Raw genomic sequence first — 22,228 nt, 5'->3', positions numbered from 1 at the left:
CGCCCGCAATTGGCCGCTGTGCTTGAACTTCGCCTATACTTTGAGTGCTGCGGCGGACGGATTGAGATGCTGATCACAAGCTCGACACAAACTTTAAGTGGAGACGTCTGATGGATACATCGACCCATAATATGAATACGCTCTTCGCCCAACTAGGCTTGGAAAACGACCCAGCCCATGTAAAACAATGGATTAGCAGTCACAGCCCACTAAACAGCGCAGTTTCCCTGGCCGAAGCGCCATTCTGGAATGAAGCGCAACGTGAGTTCATCATCCAAGCCTGGGAGGAAGACTCTGACTGGTGCGAGGCTATCGACGAACTCGACGCCCTGCTTCGCCACTAGGTAGACGCTTGCCAGGAAAGAACTTTTTATCACTTTACATGGCGCCAGTTTGGTAGGACGTTTTATTTTCAAAACAGCCGCCTAGGCCGCGCCAGACGGGCCTAGTCCAAACGGGTTGGGAGATTAATTCTTGCCGACAGACGTAGTATCATGCGCAATTCGCCGGCTTTGTTTGTAATCGGCCGCGGTTATCCCGCACACATCTTCAACGCCCTGACCGACTGTCACGGCGAGCGTTTCGGGGCTGAGCCTCCATAATTATTTTGCGCTATAAGAAGTTGACCGGATTACACAATGCCACTCCCAATTCACAGCTCAGCGCGGCGTCACGATGAATCTCAATAATCAGCAATACATTTCGCATCGGCTAAGGCGCAGAACCCTGTTGGCCTACCTGTTGTTCGGCATGTTACTGGCCTGTGTCATGCTGGCGTTGAGCTGGCTGACGCTGGAACAGAAGTGGCGTAGCGCCATGAACAACAGCGTCTCTATCATCCAGGACGATCTAGCCACAGCGCTAGCGGCTAAAAACGAGTCGCAAGCCATCGCCACTCTACAGACTCTCAATAAGCTGCTGCCGTTGCGTGAAGCCATTCTGCGGGAAAAGCAGGGCGCAGTATTGCTGCGCTACGAAATCGAGCGAAAGGAAGGCAGGCCCTGGCACGCCATATTCGGCTTCTTACCCGTAATCGGCTCTCAACTCTTTGAATTGCCGACCGCCACGACAACGCCTCAAAACGCAACAAAAGGCGAGCTTTGGGTAGAGCTGCAGTCCGCTGTATTGATGGAAGAACTCGCTCAGCAAACGCTGCCTCTTTGGAGCACCGGACTGGCCTGTCTCATCATCCTTTACTTGTTCCACAGCATTCAACTGAGCCAGGCCATTGAACGCCCTCTACACGGCATCCTGCAGCGCTTGGCGCAGATTAACTACAATCGCCCCGCCAGACATTTGCTCCCCTTACGTGGAGCCCTGCGCATTCAGGACGAGCTGGACGTACTGGCCTCGCATATTAACCAGATGTTGCTGGGCATTGATTCACAGCTACGACGCCGTAAAGAAATCGAAGACGAAATAAAAACTCACCGCCGTCATCTGGAAAAGCTGGTGCATGAACGCACATCCGAGCTGGTGGAATTGAACAAAAAGTTCGTGCAACAACAGTTCGACGCCAAAGCTTCCGCTCTGGCGGCCAAGCAGGCGCGTTGGGAGGCGGAGAAAGCCAACCAGGATAAAACCCGCTTTTTGGCGGCAGCCAGCCACGACTTGCGTCAGCCGCTGCACGCCATGAGCTTGTTTATCGAAGCCCTGCAGCCGCAACTGACCACCAGACAGGCGCAAGATATACATCGCAATCTGGCGCGCTCCCTGGAAACCATGAAAGAGCTGTTCAACTCACTTCTGGATATCTCCAAGCTGGAAGCCGGCGTACTCAAGCCGAAGAAGGAACACTTCCCGCTACAGCGTATTTATGACCGCCTGGAAGTGGTCTTCCGCCAGCAGGCGATGGACAAAGGTTTGGACTTGCGGATTGTTCCCAGCCGCTCATTCATCTATTCCGACCCGCATTTGCTTGAGCAGGTGTTGGTGAATCTGGTTTCCAACGCCATTAAATACACAGAAAGCGGATTTATCTTCATTGGTTGCAAGCGTGAAGGCAAACGAGCCCGTCTGCTGGTCTGGGATAGCGGTCCCGGCATTCCGCCGGACGATCAAGGCTCCGTATTTAAAGAGTTCGTGCAGTTGAGCAATCCTGAACGGGATCGCAGTAAAGGCCTGGGACTTGGCTTATCCATCGTCAAACGCACCTGTCAGTTGCTGAATCATCCAATTCGCTTCTCTTCGCAGCTGGAGCAAGGCACCCGCTTTGAGATCATCGCGCCGCTTGGACTGAACAAGTCACAGCGCCCCGCGCCACCCAAGGCGACTGTTGCGCCACTGCGCTATGAAAGAGTGCTGGTGATCGATGACGACGCCTCTATCCTGCTGGGAATGAAAGCGCTATTGGAGTCATGGCAACTGCAACCGATACTCGCGAAGTCCATCGAAGAAGCGCTGGATCTTTGTAAGTCCTATAAGCAAAAGCCGGATCTGATTATCAGCGATCTGCGTCTACAGGCTGGCGTCACCGGTCTTGACGCGATTCAACGCATGCATCAGCACTTCCGCTCTAATATTCCTTCCCTTTTGATAACAGGGGATACAGCGCCGGACAGGGTGAAACTGGCTTACGACTCGCCCTACCCTCTACTGCACAAGCCGATCAAACCCGCGCAATTACGCTCGGTTTGCATGTCCGTATTGAAAATGGGCGCGCCTCAGACTTCGTAATAACTTCTGGATCAGGAAGCTCTTTTGAGCTTCCTGAGAACCAACCATCCTCCACAATAGGTTTACCTTTCTAACGAGTAAGCCCACTGAGCTGGGTCATGGCTGTGGCTGTGGCTGTGGCTGTGGCTGTGGCTGTGGCTGTGGCTGTGGCTGTGGCTGTGGCTGTGGAAGACGATTATGGATTGGGGGGAGTAGAGTATAAACAGGAGCTACCCGCAGCTCTGCGAGGACGCAAAGGCTACGGGAAGCGTATGGCGCAGAGAAGTTATTAGAGTAACTTCAATTCTCTGGCGCGATGAACCGCCTGGGTGCGGTTAGCGGCATTCAGTTCTCTGAAAATAGCAGCAATGTGCGCCTTGATAGTACCTGGCGCGATGCTTAGCTTAGTGCCGATTTGCTTATTGGACATCCCTTCCGCCAACAGACCCAAAACTTCATGTTGACGCGGAGTCAAACAGATGTCGCCTGTGGGCATGCCTTCGTCGTGTCCGGTGCGCAGCAATTCGTGTGGAATATAAACGCCGCCGGAAAGCATCAGCTGAATTGCGCTGGCGATAACCGCATTCGATGAGGATTTGGGGACATAACCCAGCGCGCCTAATTGAATTGCGCCCTGAATCAAAGCCGCTTCCTCGCTGGCGGAAATAACAGCGAAGGGGGTCATGACAAACTCTTGCTTGAGTTTGCGTAACAACTCAAGCCCCTGGCTATCCGGCATGCTGAGATCCAGCAACACCAAATCCACGTCAGTGTTGGCGTTCAGCAACCGAAACACTTCCGATCCCGAGGCGGCTTCCAGGATTTCTGCATCAGGATACAGACCACTAATGATCAGTTTTAAACCACTGCGAAAAATGCCGTGGTCGTCAGTAATTACGAATCTGTTGTTCATGGTTACTTGGCGTTGAATTAAGGGTTCAGACAAACAGCAGTATGCTTGCTTATGCGAGTATTGCCTATGCGTATCGGACACATACCTAAACTATAGCAAACTCCTGTTTGTGACTAATAATTAATCTATCGTTTTTTTGACCTGTTCGATGTCTTAAGCGGCATCCAGTTCATCCTTGGCCGCCACTCTGGACAACTTGTCCAGCAGTCTCGACTCCCAGTTCCCACGCTCCTTGCCGGTCTGAGAACTGTCGGGCGCCATTTCCAGTCCCACTAGCACTGGCGCATCATAGAGCGAGTCGAATTCGCTAACGACCTCGATACATTTATCCTCGTCCTGTATCTGTACGAGCCAACTGGTTACTTCCTTGGAGCCATTTAATAACAGACAGCACTCCCTGGCGTCCGGCGAGCAACTTACTGGTACATGATAGCCTTTGCGACTAAGAAAGCGTCGTAACACCAAACGCTGCTCATCGTCATCGACTACCAACCCCAGTACGCCACGCACCGCCGGTTTAGCGACATTCGCCGAAAGCCGACAGTATTTACTTAACATATCCTGCAAGCCATATAAGTTGAACGGCTTGAGCAGAAAGTCGTTGATCTCCAGCCAGGGATGAGACACATGCTCTAACTCCCTATCGTCCTCCGCCATCAACACGATGGGGGATTCAGTAAGCTGTTCGTTACGGCGAATCCAAGTCGCCAAACGCGCCCATTCCATATCCGGGAGAGCGGCGTCCACCAAAATCAAAGCGGGCTTGATCGTATTTATAAGGCGCTGCGCTTCAGCGCCGCTGCGTGCGGAAACTAACCGCACGCCCATGTGTTCGAATAACTTCTCGAGTGTCGCATGCAGGTTGTCGGAAGCATCCACCACCATGACAGACTGCGCATCTGGCCTCACGGCTTGTTTGGCTGGCGACATTACCGGTTGCGACGTCGGCATATCGGAATGAGCGGCCGGTTTCAGCGTCTCGCTTTGCGAAGACACCAGTTTACTTGTGGCTGCTGGTGAAGCGTAGCCGAGCGTACTCACCCGCAACGCCTCCATGGCGCTCATTTCCCAATTGAGTTCATAATTGATTTGGGCTCCATCCCGGCCGCCAGAACGACCACTCGCTAATCCAAGCTTTGACAAGAGTCTTTTAAACAGACCTGCGTCTTGATGTTTGGAGGACTCGCGTGACATGGGGAAACCCTATAAGCAACATTAGATTAATGCTAACTATCCACTTAGCTAATCACAAAATGTTACATAAGTTTACGACCCAAACAATAAGCCCGAAGGATGATTCATCCCGTTTAACCTAACCCGAAAGGACTATCCCATTAGCAGAACCGTGACGGAGTGCACACTAAAAACTAACGCCTATAACTAACCGGCTATTGCAAAAGGCAAAATGCTTACGCTTCATACCCCCGCAATTTGCACCTGATTACGGCCGCCACGCTTGGCTTTGTAAAGCGCCTGATCCGCTTTCTCAAACACCCCCTGCACCGTTGCGTCGCCGTGAAACTCGCAGACGCCAAAGGACATGGTAATGCGAACTTTTTCATTACGAAAATGAAAGGGTAGCCGGGAGATCATCTCACGGGTCTTATCCATCACTTCCGCAGCGATACTGGCTGGCGTCTCTGGCAACAGGACGACAAACTCCTCACCGCCATAGCGGGCGATAAAATCCGTTTTGCGTATTCGCCGTGAGATCTCCTTGCCTATCAGTTGAATGACTTTATCTCCCGCAAGATGTCCGAACTTGTCATTCACCTCTTTGAAACGGTCGATGTCCGCCACCACCAGCGTCAGAGGATTACCATAACGCCGCCAGCGCTCAAATTCATCGCGCACGCGATTCTCATAGGCTTCCCTGTTCGGAAGCGCTGTGAGGGCGTCTGTAAGCGCCCTGGCGCGCTCTATCTCCAAACGTTCGCGTACTTCGCCGGACTCGCTCTCCAATTCCCGCAGACGATGGTGCAGCAGTTCAACTTCTTCGCTGAGACGCGCCTCTCGATCAGCCTCTTTGTGCATGAAACGATCGATGGAAGAAATCAGCGTATCCAGGTTGTGCTGCACAGAGCATTTCAACGAGTCTATGTCTGTCGCTCCCCGCACGTTTTCCTGCATGGAAGTCACTTGCTCCCGCACGCTTTTTTCCAGCTCCGCATTGTTGTCTCGCGACTCCTGAACATTAGCCTGGCTTCCCTGGAGAAAATTCTGAATGCTGGCCAAGCGTTCATCCAGCGCCTTCAGGAAACTCTCAAACTCCCGTTGTCCCCGACCGACCGCCGCAATCGCCAGCGCAGCCACATCGTCCAGTGTTGGGGCCAGCTCATACCAGTTCAGGCCCGCGCTGATTTTGTTCTTTAGTTTCTCTGAATCTCCCAGCATGTTTGGCGGCAACACCAACTGATCAATGAGATGATTCAAAGACGTGCACACATGATCGGCGATTGCGGAAAAGCCAGGTTCGAAGTTTTCCCCGCCTAAAGTGGTCGCCGCTGCGTCCTGCCCTACTTCCAGTGCATAGCGACTCTCTTCTGGATCCTGAGGTGGCGTTTGCTGCGGCGGAGCTGCAGTTTCGTCTTCCAGCTCTTCTTGTGCAACGCTCTCTCCGCCGCCTTCACGATTAGCGAATAGCCGGCTTAAAAAGCCTTCTTTCTTGTCCTTACGTCCATCTGAGTCGGTAAACAGCTCCTGCAGCGCCGCCGCCTGCAGCTGCGAAAACTCCTTCAATAACTGCGGATAATGTCGCAGATCCTCCACTCGATCCCTGAGTTGTTTGCCATATTTTTTTAGCTGCTTGCGCGCCTCACGCGAAACATTCTGCTGCAATAGCTGCTCTATTAATTCCCCCAAGGCCTCCAACACGCCACTGGAGATCGCCTGCTTGTGCTGATCCAGCGCCAACACGCGTTTCTCTATGGTTTCCAGCTGTTGATTCAGCTCACGAGAGCTTCCGTTTTCTCTTCTCAGAATATTGCGCAGCGCTTCCAGTTCCCGGTCCAGATCTTTGTCCACGCCTTCCGCCGCCAAGCTGACGCGGACAACTATACGCTCCAGTACATGAATGCGTTCTTTAAGCCCGGACTCCAACTGCTCGAACTCATCCAGCTTATCGAAATACTTTTTTTTCCAACGATCGTTTTCAGAAGCCATGAAGAAAGGATTTATTTTTCATGATGTTAGCAGTGCATTCAGTAATCCTCGGACACCTGGACACTGAACGTAAAGTAAAGCCGGCGTCGGGTAGGCCGTCATCAATGCTTACCCGGTTCACTATGAGTATAGGCGGTTTCTAAAACATTGAACGCTAACCAAGAGACGGTCGCAAATGCGGACGTTAGGGCCGTTTTTTTAGGGAGAACGATCTCGGCGTAAAGACTAATCGGACTTACGCTTGCGGGCGCGAGGGTGGGCTTTGTCGTAGACTTCCGCCAGATGCTGGAAATTCAAATGGGTATAGATCTGCGTAGTAGAGATATCAGCGTGCCCAAGCAATTCCTGTACGGCTCGCAGGTCGCCACTGGATTCCAACAGGTGACTGGCGCAAGAGTGGCGAAATAAGTGAGGATACAAGCGACCGCTGAAGCCTTTCTTTTGCGCCCATTGGCGCAGCCGGGCTTGTATGCTGCGGCGGGACAAACGGGTTCCTCGCAGACTGACAAAGACCGCCGGCTCTCCCGCTCCCGCCAGCGACGCACGCGCCTGCAGCCAATCCTGTAGCGCCTTGCGGGCTTGGCCGCCAACAGGCACCAGACGCTCTTTGCCGCCTTTACCCAGCACTCTGGCCAAGCCCTCACTCAAGTCTAAATGCGTCAAGTCCAGCCCCGCCAACTCGCTCAAGCGCATGCCGGATGTATAGAATAATTCGGCGATCGCCTGATCGCGTATTTCCAGTTCTTCGTCTTCTACTGGCGAATCCAACAGCTGCTTGGCCTGGTCGACGTCCATAGTCGCCGGCAAGCGTTTAGTCATTTTCGGAGCGCGTACGCCATTGGCGGGGTTTTCGTATACGACACGCTCTCGCAAGAGGTATTCGTAAAAACGTCTGACTGTAGACAGCAGACGGTGCAGGGAGCGGCTGCCGAGTCCACGTCGGTGAAACTCGCTGAGAGCCTGACGTAGCTGTGGCGTATGCAGGTCTTTCCAGTTAGCGACGCCACTGCCTTCACAATACGCGACGACGCGCCGTAGATCTCGATTGTAGTTGCTGACGGTATGCACGGAATAGCGGCGTTCGCTATGCAGATAGGCAATAAACGCCTCTACTTGTGTGGACAAGCTCATTGAGGGCTCTCCGACCGCAAGACTCGCAACCAGTGACTAATCCGGGAAATGCTCGTCTCCCCGCCCCTCTTTCGCCAATAAAGGCGGTAGCATCCGGCTAAGAGACTCACTGATATATGACAGGAACAACGATCCCATGCTGGTATTGAAATAACGCTCATTGCGACTGCCGATACTCAGCATTCCCAGCAAATCGCCGTACCTAAGGGGAATAACCGCGCAGGACGCAATCTCAGCATGATTGTGAGGAAATAAAACCTGCAGCTGCTTGGGCTCCATATTGCCGCAAACCGCCTTGACGCTGTTTAACAGCTCTTCACCCAGCGCATCAGAGCATTCCGTCAGCGAAGCGGTGGAAACATTGCTGATCGGGAAGTCTTTATGCTCGGCGAACAGCACCAAGCTACAGAAATCCACCTGGAAGTCGCCGGTGAAGCTGTCTTCCAGAACAATAACCACTTCGTCCAGAGAACGCGCTTCCAGCAAGTTCATCAGCAAACGTTTGCTCTTTTCAAAGAAACGGTCGTTCTGACGCGCCGTATCAATCAAATCGTACAGTTGCCGCTCGTAATGATCGCGTTGTTCCCGAAACAGGCTGATTTGTCGCTCAACCAGGGAAATCGCCGCGCCGGACCGGTGCGGCAGCCTTATTTCATTGAGCAGATCTTCATGCTCAACAAAAAAGTTGGGGTGCTCACGCAGGTAAGCCACCACAGCTTCTGCTGTCAGCGCCGGATTTTCGTCACTGCGCTTTGCCTGATTATTCATTCACCACTCCACTGCCGGAACTCTGTTTAGCGCCCATCAGGGCTAGCGAGTTCCGGTTGTATGCCTGACGTTTGATTAATAGTCCGTCTATTTTATTCCTGTCAGTGTCCCTGCCGAGCTATATCCTTACCTGACCATCAAAAACGCGCACCGCCGGCCCGGTCATCATGACCGGATGGCCCTCGCCTTCCCAGCTTATCTTGAGGTTGCCGCCTGGCAGCTTGATCTCCACCTTGCGATCCAACAGGCCGCGCAGCCTGCCCGCCACCGCCGCCGCGCAGGCGCCAGTTCCGCAGGCCAGCGTTTCACCAGCGCCTCTCTCGAACACTCTAAGCTTAGCAAAGCGGCGGTGAACCACCTGTAAAAATCCGATATTGGCGCGTTCTGGAAAGCGCGGATGATTTTCCAACGCTTTGCCCAATTTGTGCACCGGGGCTTTATTTACATCATCCACCACCAGTACGCCGTGCGGATTGCCCATGGATACCGCACTGATCTCATACATCACGCCGTTGACTTCGATCGGGTAAATCGACTCCTGTGAATCGGCGATAAAAGGAATATCCGCCGGAGTCAGTCTGGGCGCGCCCATATCCACAGTCACCAAGCCATCCTTGTTAACGACCAGCTCGATGACTCCTTTTTTGGTCTCCACACGGATGCTTTTCTTGTTGGTCAGGCGGTTTTCTTTAACAAAGCGCGCAAAACAACGAGCGCCATTGCCGCATTGCTCCACTTCAGAGCCATCGGCATTGAAAATACGGTATCTGAAGTCCACATCGGGACGTCCCGGCGGCTCTACGATCAGCAGCTGGTCGAAGCCTATGCCAAAGTTGCGATCGGCCAGTCTACGCACTTGCTCCGGACGGAAGTGCGCATGCTGGGAAATCAGATCGACAACCATAAAGTCGTTGCCCAAACCATGCATTTTGGTGAACTTTATTAACATTTCAGCTCACTTTTATGCAGGTTTTACCGAAGCGCTCTCCGGCAGCGCGCACTCTCCCGCGAACAACTCCTCGATAGTTTCGCGACGACGCACAAGGTAATGCTTGTCGCCATCCACCATCACCTCTGCAGCGCGACCGCGAGAGTTGTAGTTGGAACTCATCACGAAACCATAAGCCCCTGCGGAACGCACCGCCAACAGGTCTCCTGGTTTCAGGTTTAAGAGACGCTCTTTGCCGATAAAGTCCCCTGTTTCGCATACCGGACCGACAATATCATAACGCGCTTCTTTGCCTTCGCTGTGCTGCCGTACCGGCACGATATTCTGCCAGGCGCCGTACAGAGACGGGCGAATCAGATCGTTCATCGCCGCATCGACGATAGCGAAATCTTTGTGGCCGTTATGCTTCAGGTACTCTACGCGGGTGACCATCAGGCCAGCGTTAGCGGCGATGGAACGCCCCGGCTCCAGCACCAGCGTCAGGCCGCTGCCTTTCAGGCGCTCCATGACGGCGCGGGCGTACTCGTTGGGATGCGGAGGCGTTTCCTGGTTGTAGGTGACCCCCAGGCCGCCGCCCAAATCCAGATGCTTGAGGCGAATGCCTTCGTTGCGCAATGTCTCAATGATATTCAGCACGCGCTCCAGCGCATCCAGGAACGGACTGATCTGAGTAAGTTGCGAACCGATATGGCAGTCAATACCAATGACGTCCAGGTGCGGCGACACAGCCGCTGAGCGATAAAGCTCCAGCGCTTCATCAATGCTGACGCCAAACTTGTTTTCTTTAAGTCCAGTGGAGATGTAAGGATGCGTTTGCGGGTCCACATCTGGATTGACGCGAATGGAGATTGGCGCTTTTTTGCCCATATCCGCGGCGACCTGTTGCAATCTTTCCAGCTCAGGCTCGGACTCCACATTGAAGCAATGCACGCCCACTTCCAGCGCGCGGCGCATTTCATGCTCCAGCTTACCGACGCCGGAGAAGACAATTCGCTCTGGCTTGCCGCCCGCCGCCAGCACCCGCTCCATTTCGCCTATGGAAACGATGTCGAAACCCGCGCCCAATCGCGCCAGTACATTCAATACTGCGAGATTGGAGTTCGCTTTGACGGCGTAGCAAATCATATGGGGATAGCCGTCCATCGCAGTCTGATAGGCTTTCAGATGCCTTTCCAGCGTGGCCCGGGAGTAGATATAGCAAGGCGTGCCGTAATGTTCGGCGATTTCCTGAACGGAAAGGTCCTCAGCGAAGAGCTGATGATTGCGATATTCAAAGTGGTCCATAGGTCAACTCAAGCTGCGGAACGGGTGTCGCTCTGGCCCCTGACGACTCAGTGGCCGGGCCTGATCCTGGCCGAGGTCAAAACCCCGACGGCGCTTTCAACTCAATGCGGACGTCCCCGCTCCGCCATGTCTGCTGATCAGGTAGTTGCAAAGGACCTTTCTGACCGCAGGACATTAACCAAGTAGAAGCGTATACCAACAAGATCACGCCGATTGCGCGCATAACCCATCCCGGAATTAATCAAATTCCGCCAGTATAACGGCGCAGTAACACAATAGAAACAGTCCTGAACACAATAGAACCGCCGCCGGGCGACGGCGTTGTGAGGAAAGTAAACGATACGGTGGTAAATCCCGCTGGCGCCGCTTATCTGGCTGCGGCGGGATTCATGTTCGGCGCCGCCACCGCGCCGCCGTCAGTGCGAGCTGTGCGGATCTCGCGCTCAAGCACCACTTTATATTGCAGATACTGAGTGGTCTGTAGATGGCTCTGGTATTCCTCGCGCTCCAGATCGTGGGGCAAACTGAGGTCGATGATATAGCCGGGTAATGCAGCGCTGTTACGGAAGCGGCTGCTTAAATAATGCGCCAGCGCCGCCGCTACCCGGCCGCCATGTTCCAGCACCGTGAATTCCTTGTGCTCACAGTAGAGATTGAAATCCAGCTCGCGGCCGTTCTCGTAGGCCCCAATCGCCTGTATCTCCACATAATCGCCAAAGCCTTTATGCAGGCTGATATCCCGTTTTTCAGTACGGTACTCCGGTTTCCCCGGCTGTAACTGATAGAACTCCACTTCAAGGAATCCAGCGCCGTCATCCACCAGAGAGTCATGCATCTGCTTGCGTTCCTGCACCCCCAGCAAAAATTGCTTCAACGACCCCAACAGCACATTGATGTCGGAGCCCGTCTCCCGATACACCAACAGCGAGCCTTTCTCGTCAATCACATAAATATCGGTAATACGTCCCTGACTCAAGTAAAACACCTGCACGGCATGTGGACGCATACGGGCGAATACGGCGCGCAGCACATCTTCGCTCAATGCATAGTCATCCACGACAATCGAGCTGTAATGCTTTTGCGGCTGCGCCAGAAACTCACACAGCCCGACGTAGTCGTCCAATGCAGTGAACCGGGGCTGGTCGTCGACAAATTGCAGCACGAAGTAACGGTCTTCCATCTGCAGAATATAGCGACTGCGCGCACGCTCCTTGGCGCTGAAATAACAGGCCACCACTTGCTGAAACAGCTGGCTGACCCGCTGCGCGATCGCCCCCGCCCGGGTTGGGCAATAACAGAGCACGGACAGCTGCGGCAATCCTGCGCCAAACTGTTCGCTCTCCGCCAGCGCGGCAAGGTAGTTTTTCAGGCATTGCACCAAGGTGTCGCCGGACTCATAACGCTGCACCATCACCTCGTTCCAGCTATTGATGATGACCTGATCCAGCGTCACCACTAGGTTGGCTCGCTCGGAGGCGTAGCCCAGCGCATCGTTGCGGTTGCTGAGCTTGTGCAGACCACGGCGACTCAGGTCCGCCATAGGATCGACGCCGACATTTACATACACCAGAGTTGCGCGCAGTTTGGCTTTGGCGCGATAGTCCTGTTGCGTCACCTCCGGCAGCGGCAGGCTGATCAGTGAGCGCAAACTGGAGATGATCTGCTGCAATTCGTACTGGCTGGCGTGGCTCTCTCCTGACGCCAGACTAACGCTGGTGCTGCGGTCCAGCAGGCCATTGCAATACGCCCAGACCAGCAACTCAATGAGGCTGTTTGAACGTTTGACGGCAGGATTGAATGCCGCGTCCATGGGGTTGGACAGATTGCGATACAACAGCCAACCATTGCCTGCTGCGCCAATGGCCTGGCTGCTGAGATGATGAAACGCCAGATTGTCTTCTGACAGATTTGGAGCGATACCCGGATTGATCATCTCGACTTTGCCGGCCTTACGCTGGAAAGCCGCATAGAGTTTGCGGCCAAGCAAGTTAATATCGCGTGCGCTGATCGCCGCCGCCAATCCCTTCTCCCGCGCATAGGAGGACAGAAATCGATAACAGCCGGTGAGTTCATTGACTACTGCGCGCTTTTCCTGAATCACCTGATCCACTTTCCATGCGCTGCGGCCGTCCAGATAACGTAATTCCCGCTCTGACCACTCCCATTCATGAGTCAGCTTTTCCATGACTTTGCGACGCCATGACTTTTCTCTTTCTGGAACGAAAACCGACAGGCGCTCGCCTATCTTCAAATAAAAGCTGCGCCGCACCAGATCCAGACGTCCTTGCTCACGCTGGGATTGCAACGATTGCTCCAGGCGCCGATAGACCATGACGTAGGGGTCCAGCTCATCGGGGTCAAGCGTATCCGCGAAGATAGCCTGTTTGTACGCCAAGCTGAGGTTAGGCAGAGTGTCCTCGTCTTTGGCGTAAGATTCCACCAGCATCAGTTTGAGCACCGACTTATACGGAGAGTCGATGCCTTTATAAAGCTGCCACATGCCGGCGCCGACAAACTCGTTGGGAGGAATCCGGGCGCAGCCGCCAAAGTCGATGTAATCCTTGGGCTTGATGAAACGCTTCTCCAGCAACAGCTCCGCCAACTCAGCGTAGTTCGCCTCCTGATCTGGGGGAATCAGCCACCATAAAGGATAAGCGCCGCCCAGCCAGATGCCGGTGCGGTAAAATTCATCCAATAACAAATAATGCTGGGCGGTGCCGCAATCTTCAGAGTCGGCGGCGGCCTCATGACGGCCGCTGCGAAACGCCTCCGCGTCCATCAGAAAAATGTGCATCTCCGAGCCCATCTCCATCGCCCATTGACATACTAAATCTGCTTTGCGTTGCAGCTCCATAAGAGCCGTGGCGTCCAAATCAGAGCGATGACAAAGCCAGACATCAAAATCGCTCCCGCCGGAATGGGCGATCGAACCGGTGCTGCCCATTAGATAGAGGCTGGTGATATCTCCATGATGGCGCGCCGGCTCACGATAATTGAAGGACCGACTGAGACGCTGCGCCTGGGCGACAATGTTCTTATCTGGTTCATAGTTAACCAGTCGATGGGGGGTGGTGCGGGAAACGTAGCCCGGCAGCAAGGGGTGATTGACATGAAAAAGCAACGGCAATAGCTCCAACACAACCTGCTGTCTTGGCGTCAGCGCCAGACGGGTGCGTTGTAAACGATGCTCCACCAAAGTGATGAAACGCTGACATAGCGTTTTCAGGACTTTGCGGTCCACGCCTTCGGTGTAATCGGGATTTAGGCTGCGCCGGTAACTCATGCATAGAGTATAGCGGGGGCGGCGCGTTGCGTTTGCGACGGTCGGTATTTATTAGGCAAAGGAATGTAAAGGCCCGGGTCGGTTAAACCACCCGGGCGAAACCGCGATTAAACGCGGGAGATTTACATCTCAGTGTTGCGTTTGAGCCATTCCCGCGTGCGGACCACAGCCGCGCGCACCTGTTCCGGCGCCGTACCGCCAATGTGATTACGGGCGTTGACGGAGCCTTCTAACGTCAGTACCTCGAACACATCCGCATCAATATCCATGCTGAACTGGCGTAGCTCCTCCAGGCTCATTTCGCTCAGGTCTCTACCGCTGGAAACGCCCAGCGCCACCGCCTTGCCGACGACTTCATGAGCATCGCGGAAGGGCAAACCTTTACGCACAAGATAATCCGCCAGATCCGTTGCGGTGGAAAAGCCACGACGCGCCGATTCCGCCATGGAGTCACGATTGACCGACACCGCCGGCATCATATCGCCATAGGCTTTCAGACAGCCTTTGACCGTATCGATGGCGTCGAACAGCGGCTCTTTGTCTTCCTGATTGTCTTTGTTGTAAGCCAGCGGCTGGCTTTTCATCAACATCAACAGGCTGATGAGGTGCCCGCTCACGCGACCGCTCTTGCCGCGAATCAGTTCAGGCACGTCCGGATTTTTCTTCTGCGGCATGATGGAAGAGCCTGTGCAGAAGCGATCAGGCAGGTTGATGAAGTTGAATTGAGCGGAAGTCCACAGCACCAGCTCTTCAGAGAAACGAGACAGGTGCATCATCAGCAAGCTGGCGAAGCTGCAGAACTCAATGGCGAAATCCCGGTCACTGACCGCATCCAGAGAGTTCTCCGCCGGTCCGTTGAAGCCCAACAGCTCACTGGTATACTGACGATCAATAGGATAAGTAGTGCCCGCCAGCGCAGCCGCGCCCAACGGCGAGACGTTGAAACGCTCCCGGCAGTCCAGCAAACGACTGAAATCGCGTTTCAGCATCTCCGCCCAGGCCAGCATGTGGTGTCCAAAGGTTACCGGCTGTGCAGTCTGCAAATGAGTGAACCCAGGCATGATGGCGTCCGCTTCGCGCTCCGCCAGATCCGCCAGGGCGGCGATCAAACGCAGAAGGTCAGCGGCGATGACATCGACCTCATCGCGCAAATACAGACGAATATCCGTCGCCACCTGATCATTACGTGAGCGACCGGTATGCAGTTTTTTACCGGTAATGCCGATTTTCTGGGTCAGGCGCGCCTCGATGTTCATGTGCACGTCTTCCAGTTTGACCGACCATTCAAATGCGCCGGCTTCGATTTCCGCTTCAATCTCACGTAACCCATTGATGATCTGGTCACGTTCTTCTTCAGTCAGCACCCCGACTTTGGCCAGCATGGTGGCGTGAGCGATGGAGCCGCGGATGTCGTGATGATACATGCGCCTGTCGAAATCCACGGAGGCCGTGAAACGTTCTACGAAGGCGTCGGTGGCTTCTGTGAAGCGGCCGCCCCAGAGCTTATCGGTAGTGTCCTGCTTTGTCATGATGGTCAAGTTGCCTCATACTTGGAAATGAATCGAAGCGCACGGAACCCATGCCCAACCTGTGGCATGATAGGTAAAGGCCCGCGATTATAACAGTTTCCCGCGCTCTGTAGACATGCAAGGCGACGGGTCGGGGCGTTTGTATTCGCCAACCAGCTTTGACGGCACAAAAATGGAGCAGTCCCCCAAGTCTTCGCACCCGCCAGGGGTGTTTCTACCAGAGCTTTGCAATGTTCAAGCGGTCCTCTTGATGGTGATCGCCACGGGGCTTTGCGCGCTGTTGTTTACGCTGATCTACGCCGGTCCCGGTCATTTCGACTGGGACTATTTCGCGCTCACCTCGTTATTCATGTTGTGGGTGGTGCTGACCAGCGCGCTGATTCTGTGTCGTCTGCGCATACTCGGCGCAAGCTGGAGCATGTCGCGACAGGCCCTGGTCGCTTACCTGATAGCCCCGTCCATTACGCTCGTCTACGCCATACTCGCTAACGCCCTGTTCCGCAAAGGCGCATTGGAAGAGCCTGGATCAGGCTTTTGGTTTGTGGTGCAGGCGGTGGCGATCAGCGCGATCCTAACCGGGATTATCCTGCGTTATTTCTATCTCCAGCACCTCTGGCACCTGCAGCAGAAATCAGAGCTGGAGTCCCGGGTGCAGGCGTTGCAGGCGCGGATACGCCCGCACTTCCTGTTCAACAGCATGAACTCCATCGCCGGGCTGATACCGATCAATCCGAACGAGGCGGAAGAGGCGGTGCTGGATTTGGCTGAGCTGTTTCGGGCGGCGCTGAAAGAGTCCTCGTCCCTGGCGCCGTTGAAAGAAGAGCTGGCTCTTTGCGAACGCTATCTGCGCATTGAACAACTCCGTCTCGGCGAGCGACTGACAGTTAAATGGGATATGCGCAATTTATCCGACGCCGCCCGAGTGCCGCCATTGAGCATTCAGCCGTTAGTGGAAAATGCGGTTTATCATGGCGTACAGCCCTCGGCGGAAGGCGGACTCATCACCATCACCGCCTACGAGCAAGGGTCCTGGCTGTATGTCTTGATCAGCAACCCTGTGCATAACGGCGATCCAAGCCAGGGACACAAAGGCAACCGCATCGCCATGCAAAATATACGCAGCCGTCTGCAGGCGTTTTTCGGCGATCAGGCGGTGCTGAAAACCAGTCAGATGGACGGCCGCTTTACCGCCACCATGCGCGCGCCTTTACATAAAAGAAGCTGAGCGGCTATAACATGCAACTCCTTGAACTCATGAATGCGATATGACGAAAGTGATCATCGTCGACGACGAGCCCCTGGCCAGAGAGCGCCTTAAGCGATTACTGCTGGACACTCATTATGAGGTCTGTGCAGAAGCCGCCGGGGGGGATGAAGCCCTGGAGCGCATCCGCCTCCACACTCCGGATATTGTCCTGCTTGATATTCGCATGCCTGGAAAAGACGGCCTGGAAGTGGCGGCGGAGCTGGCGCAACACCCTCAACCMCCCGCCGTCATCTTCACCACCGCCTATGACGAATACGCCATCCAGGCGTTCCGGGTGCGCGCGCAGGACTATCTGCTCAAACCTATCCGCCGCGAGGACCTGATGCGCGCCCTGCAAAACGCCACGCAAGTGAATCGCGCTCAGTTGCAAAGCCTGAAGCAAGAGATTAACGGGCAGGACGAGGAGCCAGCAGTGGTGTGCCGCAGCAGTCGCGGCATAGAGCGCATTAAAATCAGCGACATCCTTTATCTGCAAGCAGAACACAAGTATGTGACGGTGTTTCATACACAAGGGGAAACGCTCAGCGACCAGCCGCTGAAAGAGCTGGAGCAAGCCCTGAATCCCCATTTTCTGCGCATCCACCGCAATACACTGATCAACCGCCACTACATAGAAATACTGCAACGCCGCCACGACGGCCATTACGAGGTGCGCCTGCGGGGCGTGAGAGAAGCGCTTCCCGTCAGCCGACGCCTGGTGACCGAGGTCAAACAATTCCTGGCGCAGCCGACCTGATCGACCTCCAGCAAAGACAAGCGGCGGGAAAATGAGTATGCTAGCGCCTGCGGTTGGATTTACGTGTAATTTCAACTGACTTTTTCGCCGGATACGACACAATTAGCGCAATTTTAAACTATGCCGAAACAGCACCTTGTGATCGCCACACGTCAAAGCGCGCTCGCGCTATGGCAGGCGGAGCACGTCAAACAACGCCTTGAGGCGTTACACCCCGGATTGACCGTCGAATTGCTCGGACTAACCACCAAAGGCGACATTATTCTGGATACGCCGCTCGCCAAGGTCGGCGGTAAAGGGCTCTTCGTCAAGGAGCTGGAGACAGCCATGCTGGAGGGGCGCGCCGATATCGCCGTCCACTCCATGAAAGACGTTCCCATGGAGTTCCCACCCGGTCTGGGCCTGGGGGCGATCCTGGAGCGTGAAACTCCGACCGACGCGTTTGTCAGTAATCAGTACGCCAGCCTGGATGAATTGCCTGAGGGCGCCGTCGTGGGCACCTCCAGCCTGCGCCGCCAGTGCCAGCTTTCCGAGCGGCGACCGGATCTGAAAATCGTTTCCCTGCGCGGTAACGTCAATACCCGTCTGGCCAAGCTCGACGCCGGCGACTTTGACGCCATTATTCTTGCCGCGTCAGGACTGAAGCGATTGGGCTTCGCCGATCGCATCCGTGAAGAGCTGACGCCGGAAGTCAGTTTGCCCGCTGTCGGACAGGGCGCGCTTGGCATTGAATGCCGTCTCGACGATCCTGAAGCCATGGCGCTTATCGCACCATTGCAGGATGCGGAAACCAGCGCGCGGGTGTCGGCGGAAAGAGCCATGAATCACCGCCTGCAAGGAGGGTGTCAGGTTCCCATCGCCGGCTATGCTGAAATTACCGGCGACCAAATGAGATTACGCGGCTTAGTAGGCAGCCCGGACGGAGTGCAAGTGCTCCGTGACGAAGTGAAAGGGCCTGTCGCCGCAGCGGAAACCCTCGGCACGGAGCTGGCCGAGCGTCTATTGCAACAAGGAGCAGGAAAAATTCTGGAAGCCGTGTATGGAAACCACTCTTAGTCAGGAGCTGAGCGGCCTCAGAGTGCTGTTGACCCGCCCTCAGGGAGAAAACGATTCCTTACGCGCGCTGTTGGAGCAAAGCAGCGCGGAAGTTCGGGTGTTGCCGGCCATCGCCATTGAGCCGCTGCCCGAAACACAAGCCATAAAAGACTGCATCCTCGATCTGGATCGCTATACTCATGTGATCTGCGTGAGTAAACATGCATCGCGTCTACTGCTGGAATTGATAGACGCTTACTGGCCGCAAGCGCCACAGGGCGTGCGCTGGTTCGCCATCGGCGAGAGCAGCGCCGCGCCGCTACGCAGCTATGGACTGACGGTCAACACGCCTGAGCAAGGCTGCGCTTCAGAGCAACTACTGGAACATCCCGGTTTGCAGGCGCGCAACGAAGACGAGCCCCCCATGCGAGTGTTGATTGTGAAGGGCTGCGGCGGACGCGAGTTGTTAGCGGAAACCATGCAGGAGCGTGGCGCGCATGTCGCCACCTTGGAATTATATGAGCGTAAAGCGCTGGAATATGATCCGAATGATTTAAACGAAGCCCTCAAGCAATGGCGCCCGGAGGTCATCGTCACGTTATCCGGCGAGACTCTGCTGCACCTTTGCCAACTGGGCCAGAATATCGGTTACGCCTGGGGCGACACGCTGTTCGTCATCCCCAGCGCCAGAGTCGCCACCCTGGCGCAGGAGAACCGTCTGAATTACAAAATCGCGCCGGAGTTATCCGACGAGGCCTTACTGGCCCTCCTCAAAACGGCATGTTAACCCTTCTCTATTGAAGGAGGGTCCCGTTGCCTGCAGGCGCGTTGATTACTTAGATTACTGGGTAGGAACGAGTGTGACGGAAGAAGCAAAACCAAACAAATCAGAACAGCCGGAGCAGGAAAAGTCCGCTCTGGAACAGGAGCCCTCGACTTCTCCTGAACCCGGAATGGACCCCGCCAGCGCCAGGGAAAGCGCCACAGAGACCGAGCCCGACGCAGGCTTGTCCGCGTCATTTACTTTGTCTCGGCCGGAAGCCAGCGCAGAAAAAGATAGTGTGGAAGCGCCTACAACCGAATCCACCGCACCAGAACCAGAACAGCCATCCATCAAGGCGGAAGACACGGTCAAAGAGCCTGTGTCCAAACCAACGCCGCCGCCATTATCTCCCCCGCCGCCCGCAACACCGCCTGTAGCGGCTAAGGCGCCTAAGACCTGGCCTTTATGGCTGGCGATTCTTGTCCTCCTAGCAGTTATGGGCGTTGGCGCCGGCTGGTTTTGGACCTATATGCAGACCTGGCAAGCCAAGCTCGACCGCGCCATGGACCAGAGCCAGGCTGGAAAACAGCTTGCGGACGAAGTGGGGCGGCGTTATCAGGATCGTCTGGACAAACTGGACGCCGCCGTCGCCAAACAGCGTGAGAGTCAGACCCAGTTGCAGCAGATGATGGACCAGACCGCGAGAAATCTGCTGAGCAAAGGCGAAACCGGCCGCATCGACTGGCTGTTCGCCGAAGCCGAATATCTGCTGCGTCTCGCTAACCAACGTCTGCACATGGAGAAAGACTACGTCGGCTCCCTCGCTATTTTACAGGCTGCAGACCAAGTGCTGGCGGAGACCAAAGAAGTCGCCGCCTATCCTGTGCGCAAGGCTTTGGCGGAAGAAATCGTCAGCCTGCAGGCTATTGCGGATATTGATCGACAAGGTATCTACCTGCGTCTGGAAGCCCTGATCAATCAGGTGGAAAACCTGGATCAGCGCCTGTTCCTGAAAGATACCGTCATGCTCAGCGACAACCCGGTTCCCGAGGAAGCGCCAACGCCAAGCGGCGAAAGCCATTGGTACGACAGTGCGCTGGCTTCCATGGGTAAACTGGAGAAGTACTTCTCTATTCGTCGCCTGGATGCTCCCGTTGAGCCGCTGCTGGCGCCAGAGCAAATTTACTATCTGCGCCAGAATCTCCGCATGATGCTGGAGCAGGCGGAACTCTCGCTGCTGGAGAAAAACCAGGACGTTTACGTGCACAGTCTGGAAAAAGCGGAGAAGTGGGTGGCGGATTATTTCGTCATCAACAACGCCTCCGCCAAGGCCCTGCTGGAAAACCTGCAACAGCTAAAGAAAGAGCCCATCGACCCAGAGTTACCGGATATCTCCACGTCCTTGCGTATGTTGAAAAACCTGATGGAGTCCTTGTACAAGCGTGGCGGTAAACCCGCCACCGGCGCGCTCACTCTGGACCACAAGGAGCTGGCCTCATGAATTTCTATGCGCTGGTGCTGCTGATATCCCTCGCCATCGGCGTGGCGCTGGGCTTTTTAGTGCAATTGGACGCAGGTTATGTGCGCGTCTCCTGGCTGAACTGGCTGGTGGAGACCAACGTCTGGATCGCTTTCGCCCTATTGATCGGGTTTTACTTCGCCCTGCACTATTTGTTCAGAACCCTGTCGACCACTCTTGCAGTCAGAGCCGGCTGGCGGCAATGGCGCAAGAAGCGTAAATACAGCCGGGCGCAGCAGAATACCATTCGCGGATTGCTGCACTATGCAGAGGGCAACTGGAAGCAGGCGCAGAAATTTTTGTCCGGCAGTGCGGAGCAATCCGACACGCCTCTGATCAACTACCTCGCCTCCGCGCAGGCCGCTAACGAACTGGGCAATGAAAAAGAAAGCGACTTATTTCTAAAGAAAGCGTTCGACAACACGCCTGGCGGCGACGTCGCCATCGGCGTGACTCAAGCGCAACTGCAACTGGCCCGCGGGCAGTTGGAACAGTGCCTGTCCACCTTGTTGAACCTGAGAAAGAAAACGCCCCACCACCCTTTCGTGCTGAAGTTATTGCAGCAGGTTTACACCCGCCTGAACGACTGGCAGAAGATGAGCGAGATCTTGCCGGAGCTGCGCAAATACAAAGTGCTGAAAGACGACGAGGTGGAAAAGCTGGAGTTGGAAACCTGGCTCAATCTACTGCGACAAGCCTGTGACGAAGCGTTGCGGACCCGCAAAGGCGAGTTCAACAGCGAGCCATTGAACGCCATCTGGGATCGCATGCCCGCTAACCTGCGCAAGAATCCCCACGTCATCTACGCCTATGCGTCACAACTGATGCGGCTTGGCGCTGGCGGACAGGCGGAAACGCTTCTGCGCAAGGCGTTGAAACAGCACTGGAGCGACATCCTGATTGATCTGTATGGGCAGATCGCCGGCGGCAATGTAGCGGAGCAATTACTGGCGGCGGAACACTGGCTCAAAGAGCGCCCCAATGACGCCAGCCTGTTGCTCGCGCTGGGACGTCTGAGCTTGAGGAATGAACGCTGGAGCAAAGCCAAAGAGTATTTTGAAGCGAGCCTGAAACTGAAACGTCGCCGGGAAACTTACTATGAACTGGCGCGTTTGTTGGCGGCCATGGACCAGCCCCAAGCCAGCAATGAATACTTTATTCAGGCGCTACAGGACAGCGGCAAACTGCCTGATCTGCCATCGCCGAAGTCGCAACGACGCAGCGCCTGATCCAC

The 22,228-nt window shown here is 55.1% G+C and carries 18 protein-coding genes; 8 read left to right on the top strand and 10 right to left on the bottom strand.

Going from position 1 to position 22,228, the window contains the following annotated elements:
- The first annotated feature begins 110 nt into the window (after window positions 1-110).
- Together KP814_RS03725 and KP814_RS03720 are read left to right on the top strand one after the other, a co-directional pair.
- Window positions 111-344: a DUF2789 domain-containing protein gene (locus KP814_RS03725; RefSeq protein ID WP_216735489.1), complete on the top strand. Its 234-nt coding sequence runs from the start codon at window positions 111-113 to the stop codon at window positions 342-344.
- Between the two features lie 331 nt (window positions 345-675).
- Window positions 676-2,676 carry a hybrid sensor histidine kinase/response regulator gene (locus tag KP814_RS03720; protein WP_216735488.1) on the top strand — a complete coding sequence of 667 codons (2,001 nt, stop codon included), beginning with the start codon at window positions 676-678 and terminating at the stop codon, window positions 2,674-2,676.
- Window positions 2,677-2,944: 268 nt separating this feature from the next.
- Here the strand turns inward: KP814_RS03720 and KP814_RS03715 are convergent, their stop codons facing one another.
- The 10 genes from KP814_RS03715 to argH all read right to left on the bottom strand — a co-directional run bounded on the left by KP814_RS03715 (window position 2,945) and on the right by argH (window position 15,674).
- On the bottom strand, window positions 2,945-3,568 hold the full coding sequence (locus KP814_RS03715) for a response regulator transcription factor (RefSeq protein WP_011394293.1): 624 nt from the start codon (window positions 3,566-3,568) through the stop codon (window positions 2,945-2,947).
- Window positions 3,569-3,721: 153 nt separating this feature from the next.
- Entirely contained in the window at window positions 3,722-4,762 is a 1,041-nt protein-coding gene (locus KP814_RS03710; RefSeq protein ID WP_216735487.1) for a PleD family two-component system response regulator, read from the bottom strand.
- Between the two features lie 222 nt (window positions 4,763-4,984).
- Window positions 4,985-6,730: a GGDEF domain-containing protein gene (locus KP814_RS03705; RefSeq protein ID WP_216735486.1), complete on the bottom strand. Its 1,746-nt coding sequence runs from the start codon at window positions 6,728-6,730 to the stop codon at window positions 4,985-4,987.
- Window positions 6,731-6,955: 225 nt separating this feature from the next.
- Window positions 6,956-7,855 carry a tyrosine recombinase XerC gene (gene xerC, locus KP814_RS03700; RefSeq protein WP_305858120.1) on the bottom strand — a complete coding sequence of 300 codons (900 nt, stop codon included), beginning with the start codon at window positions 7,853-7,855 and terminating at the stop codon, window positions 6,956-6,958.
- Window positions 7,856-7,897: 42 nt separating this feature from the next.
- Entirely contained in the window at window positions 7,898-8,629 is a 732-nt protein-coding gene (locus KP814_RS03695) for a DUF484 family protein (protein ID WP_216735484.1), read from the bottom strand.
- 118 nt (window positions 8,630-8,747) lie between these two features.
- A complete protein-coding gene (gene dapF / locus KP814_RS03690; RefSeq protein WP_216735483.1) occupies window positions 8,748-9,578 on the bottom strand; it encodes a diaminopimelate epimerase in 831 nt (276 codons plus the stop codon).
- Between the two features lie 12 nt (window positions 9,579-9,590).
- Window positions 9,591-10,862 carry a diaminopimelate decarboxylase gene (lysA, locus tag KP814_RS03685; RefSeq protein WP_216735482.1) on the bottom strand — a complete coding sequence of 424 codons (1,272 nt, stop codon included), beginning with the start codon at window positions 10,860-10,862 and terminating at the stop codon, window positions 9,591-9,593.
- Window positions 10,863-10,938: 76 nt separating this feature from the next.
- Window positions 10,939-11,085, bottom strand: a complete 147-nt coding sequence (locus KP814_RS33315) for a lipoprotein (protein ID WP_370454906.1) — start codon at window positions 11,083-11,085, stop codon at window positions 10,939-10,941.
- A 144-nt stretch (window positions 11,086-11,229) separates the two neighbouring features.
- Window positions 11,230-14,145, bottom strand: coding sequence for a class I adenylate cyclase (locus KP814_RS03680; RefSeq protein ID WP_216735481.1), 2,916 nt, complete (start codon window positions 14,143-14,145; stop codon window positions 11,230-11,232).
- A gap of 122 nt (window positions 14,146-14,267) precedes the next feature.
- Window positions 14,268-15,674 carry an argininosuccinate lyase gene (gene argH / locus KP814_RS03675; RefSeq protein ID WP_216735480.1) on the bottom strand — a complete coding sequence of 469 codons (1,407 nt, stop codon included), beginning with the start codon at window positions 15,672-15,674 and terminating at the stop codon, window positions 14,268-14,270.
- A 172-nt stretch (window positions 15,675-15,846) separates the two neighbouring features.
- Here argH and KP814_RS03670 point away from each other — a divergent pair, with 172 nt between their 5' ends.
- From KP814_RS03670 to KP814_RS03645, 6 genes are all read left to right on the top strand, one after another.
- Complete coding sequence (locus KP814_RS03670; protein ID WP_253938127.1) at window positions 15,847-16,899, top strand: sensor histidine kinase; 1,053 nt, start codon at window positions 15,847-15,849, stop codon at window positions 16,897-16,899.
- Between the two features lie 40 nt (window positions 16,900-16,939).
- Window positions 16,940-17,677: a LytTR family DNA-binding domain-containing protein gene (locus KP814_RS03665; protein WP_216735478.1), complete on the top strand. Its 738-nt coding sequence runs from the start codon at window positions 16,940-16,942 to the stop codon at window positions 17,675-17,677.
- Between the two features lie 120 nt (window positions 17,678-17,797).
- Window positions 17,798-18,733: a hydroxymethylbilane synthase gene (gene hemC / locus KP814_RS03660; protein WP_216735477.1), complete on the top strand. Its 936-nt coding sequence runs from the start codon at window positions 17,798-17,800 to the stop codon at window positions 18,731-18,733.
- Window positions 18,717-19,499, top strand: coding sequence for a uroporphyrinogen-III synthase (locus KP814_RS03655; protein WP_216735476.1), 783 nt, complete (start codon window positions 18,717-18,719; stop codon window positions 19,497-19,499). Before hemC ends, KP814_RS03655 begins: the two co-directional genes overlap by 17 nt.
- A 73-nt stretch (window positions 19,500-19,572) precedes the next feature.
- Window positions 19,573-20,976: a uroporphyrinogen-III C-methyltransferase gene (locus KP814_RS03650; protein ID WP_216735475.1), complete on the top strand. Its 1,404-nt coding sequence runs from the start codon at window positions 19,573-19,575 to the stop codon at window positions 20,974-20,976.
- Window positions 20,973-22,223, top strand: a complete 1,251-nt coding sequence (locus KP814_RS03645; protein WP_216735474.1) for a heme biosynthesis HemY N-terminal domain-containing protein — start codon at window positions 20,973-20,975, stop codon at window positions 22,221-22,223. Before KP814_RS03650 ends, KP814_RS03645 begins: the two co-directional genes overlap by 4 nt.
- Window positions 22,224-22,228: the final 5 nt, after the last annotated feature.

It is taken from the genome of Hahella sp. HN01 (assembly GCF_018986435.1).
GTDB lineage: Bacteria > Pseudomonadota > Gammaproteobacteria > Pseudomonadales > Oleiphilaceae > Hahella.
The sequence above is the reverse complement of the archived record's forward strand: the minus strand, read 5'-3'. Positions and strand labels throughout refer to the sequence as shown.

Coding starts and splice junctions, on each gene's coding strand:
- KP814_RS03725 (WP_216735489.1), top strand. CDS start 111: ATGGATACATCGACCCATAATATGAATACGCTCTTCGCCCAACTAGGC.
- KP814_RS03695 (WP_216735484.1), bottom strand. CDS start 8,629: ATGAATAATCAGGCAAAGCGCAGTGACGAAAATCCGGCGCTGACAGCA.
- lysA (WP_216735482.1), bottom strand. CDS start 10,862: ATGGACCACTTTGAATATCGCAATCATCAGCTCTTCGCTGAGGACCTT.
- KP814_RS03655 (WP_216735476.1), top strand. CDS start 18,717: ATGGAAACCACTCTTAGTCAGGAGCTGAGCGGCCTCAGAGTGCTGTTG.
- KP814_RS03670 (WP_253938127.1), top strand. CDS start 15,847: ATGGAGCAGTCCCCCAAGTCTTCGCACCCGCCAGGGGTGTTTCTACCA.
- KP814_RS03710 (WP_216735487.1), bottom strand. CDS start 4,762: ATGTCACGCGAGTCCTCCAAACATCAAGACGCAGGTCTGTTTAAAAGA.
- argH (WP_216735480.1), bottom strand. CDS start 15,674: ATGACAAAGCAGGACACTACCGATAAGCTCTGGGGCGGCCGCTTCACA.
- dapF (WP_216735483.1), bottom strand. CDS start 9,578: ATGTTAATAAAGTTCACCAAAATGCATGGTTTGGGCAACGACTTTATG.
- KP814_RS03705 (WP_216735486.1), bottom strand. CDS start 6,730: ATGGCTTCTGAAAACGATCGTTGGAAAAAAAAGTATTTCGATAAGCTG.
- KP814_RS03680 (WP_216735481.1), bottom strand. CDS start 14,145: ATGAGTTACCGGCGCAGCCTAAATCCCGATTACACCGAAGGCGTGGAC.
- KP814_RS03645 (WP_216735474.1), top strand. CDS start 20,973: ATGAATTTCTATGCGCTGGTGCTGCTGATATCCCTCGCCATCGGCGTG.
- KP814_RS33315 (WP_370454906.1), bottom strand. CDS start 11,085: ATGCGCGCAATCGGCGTGATCTTGTTGGTATACGCTTCTACTTGGTTA.
- hemC (WP_216735477.1), top strand. CDS start 17,798: ATGCCGAAACAGCACCTTGTGATCGCCACACGTCAAAGCGCGCTCGCG.
- KP814_RS03720 (WP_216735488.1), top strand. CDS start 676: ATGAATCTCAATAATCAGCAATACATTTCGCATCGGCTAAGGCGCAGA.
- KP814_RS03715 (WP_011394293.1), bottom strand. CDS start 3,568: ATGAACAACAGATTCGTAATTACTGACGACCACGGCATTTTTCGCAGT.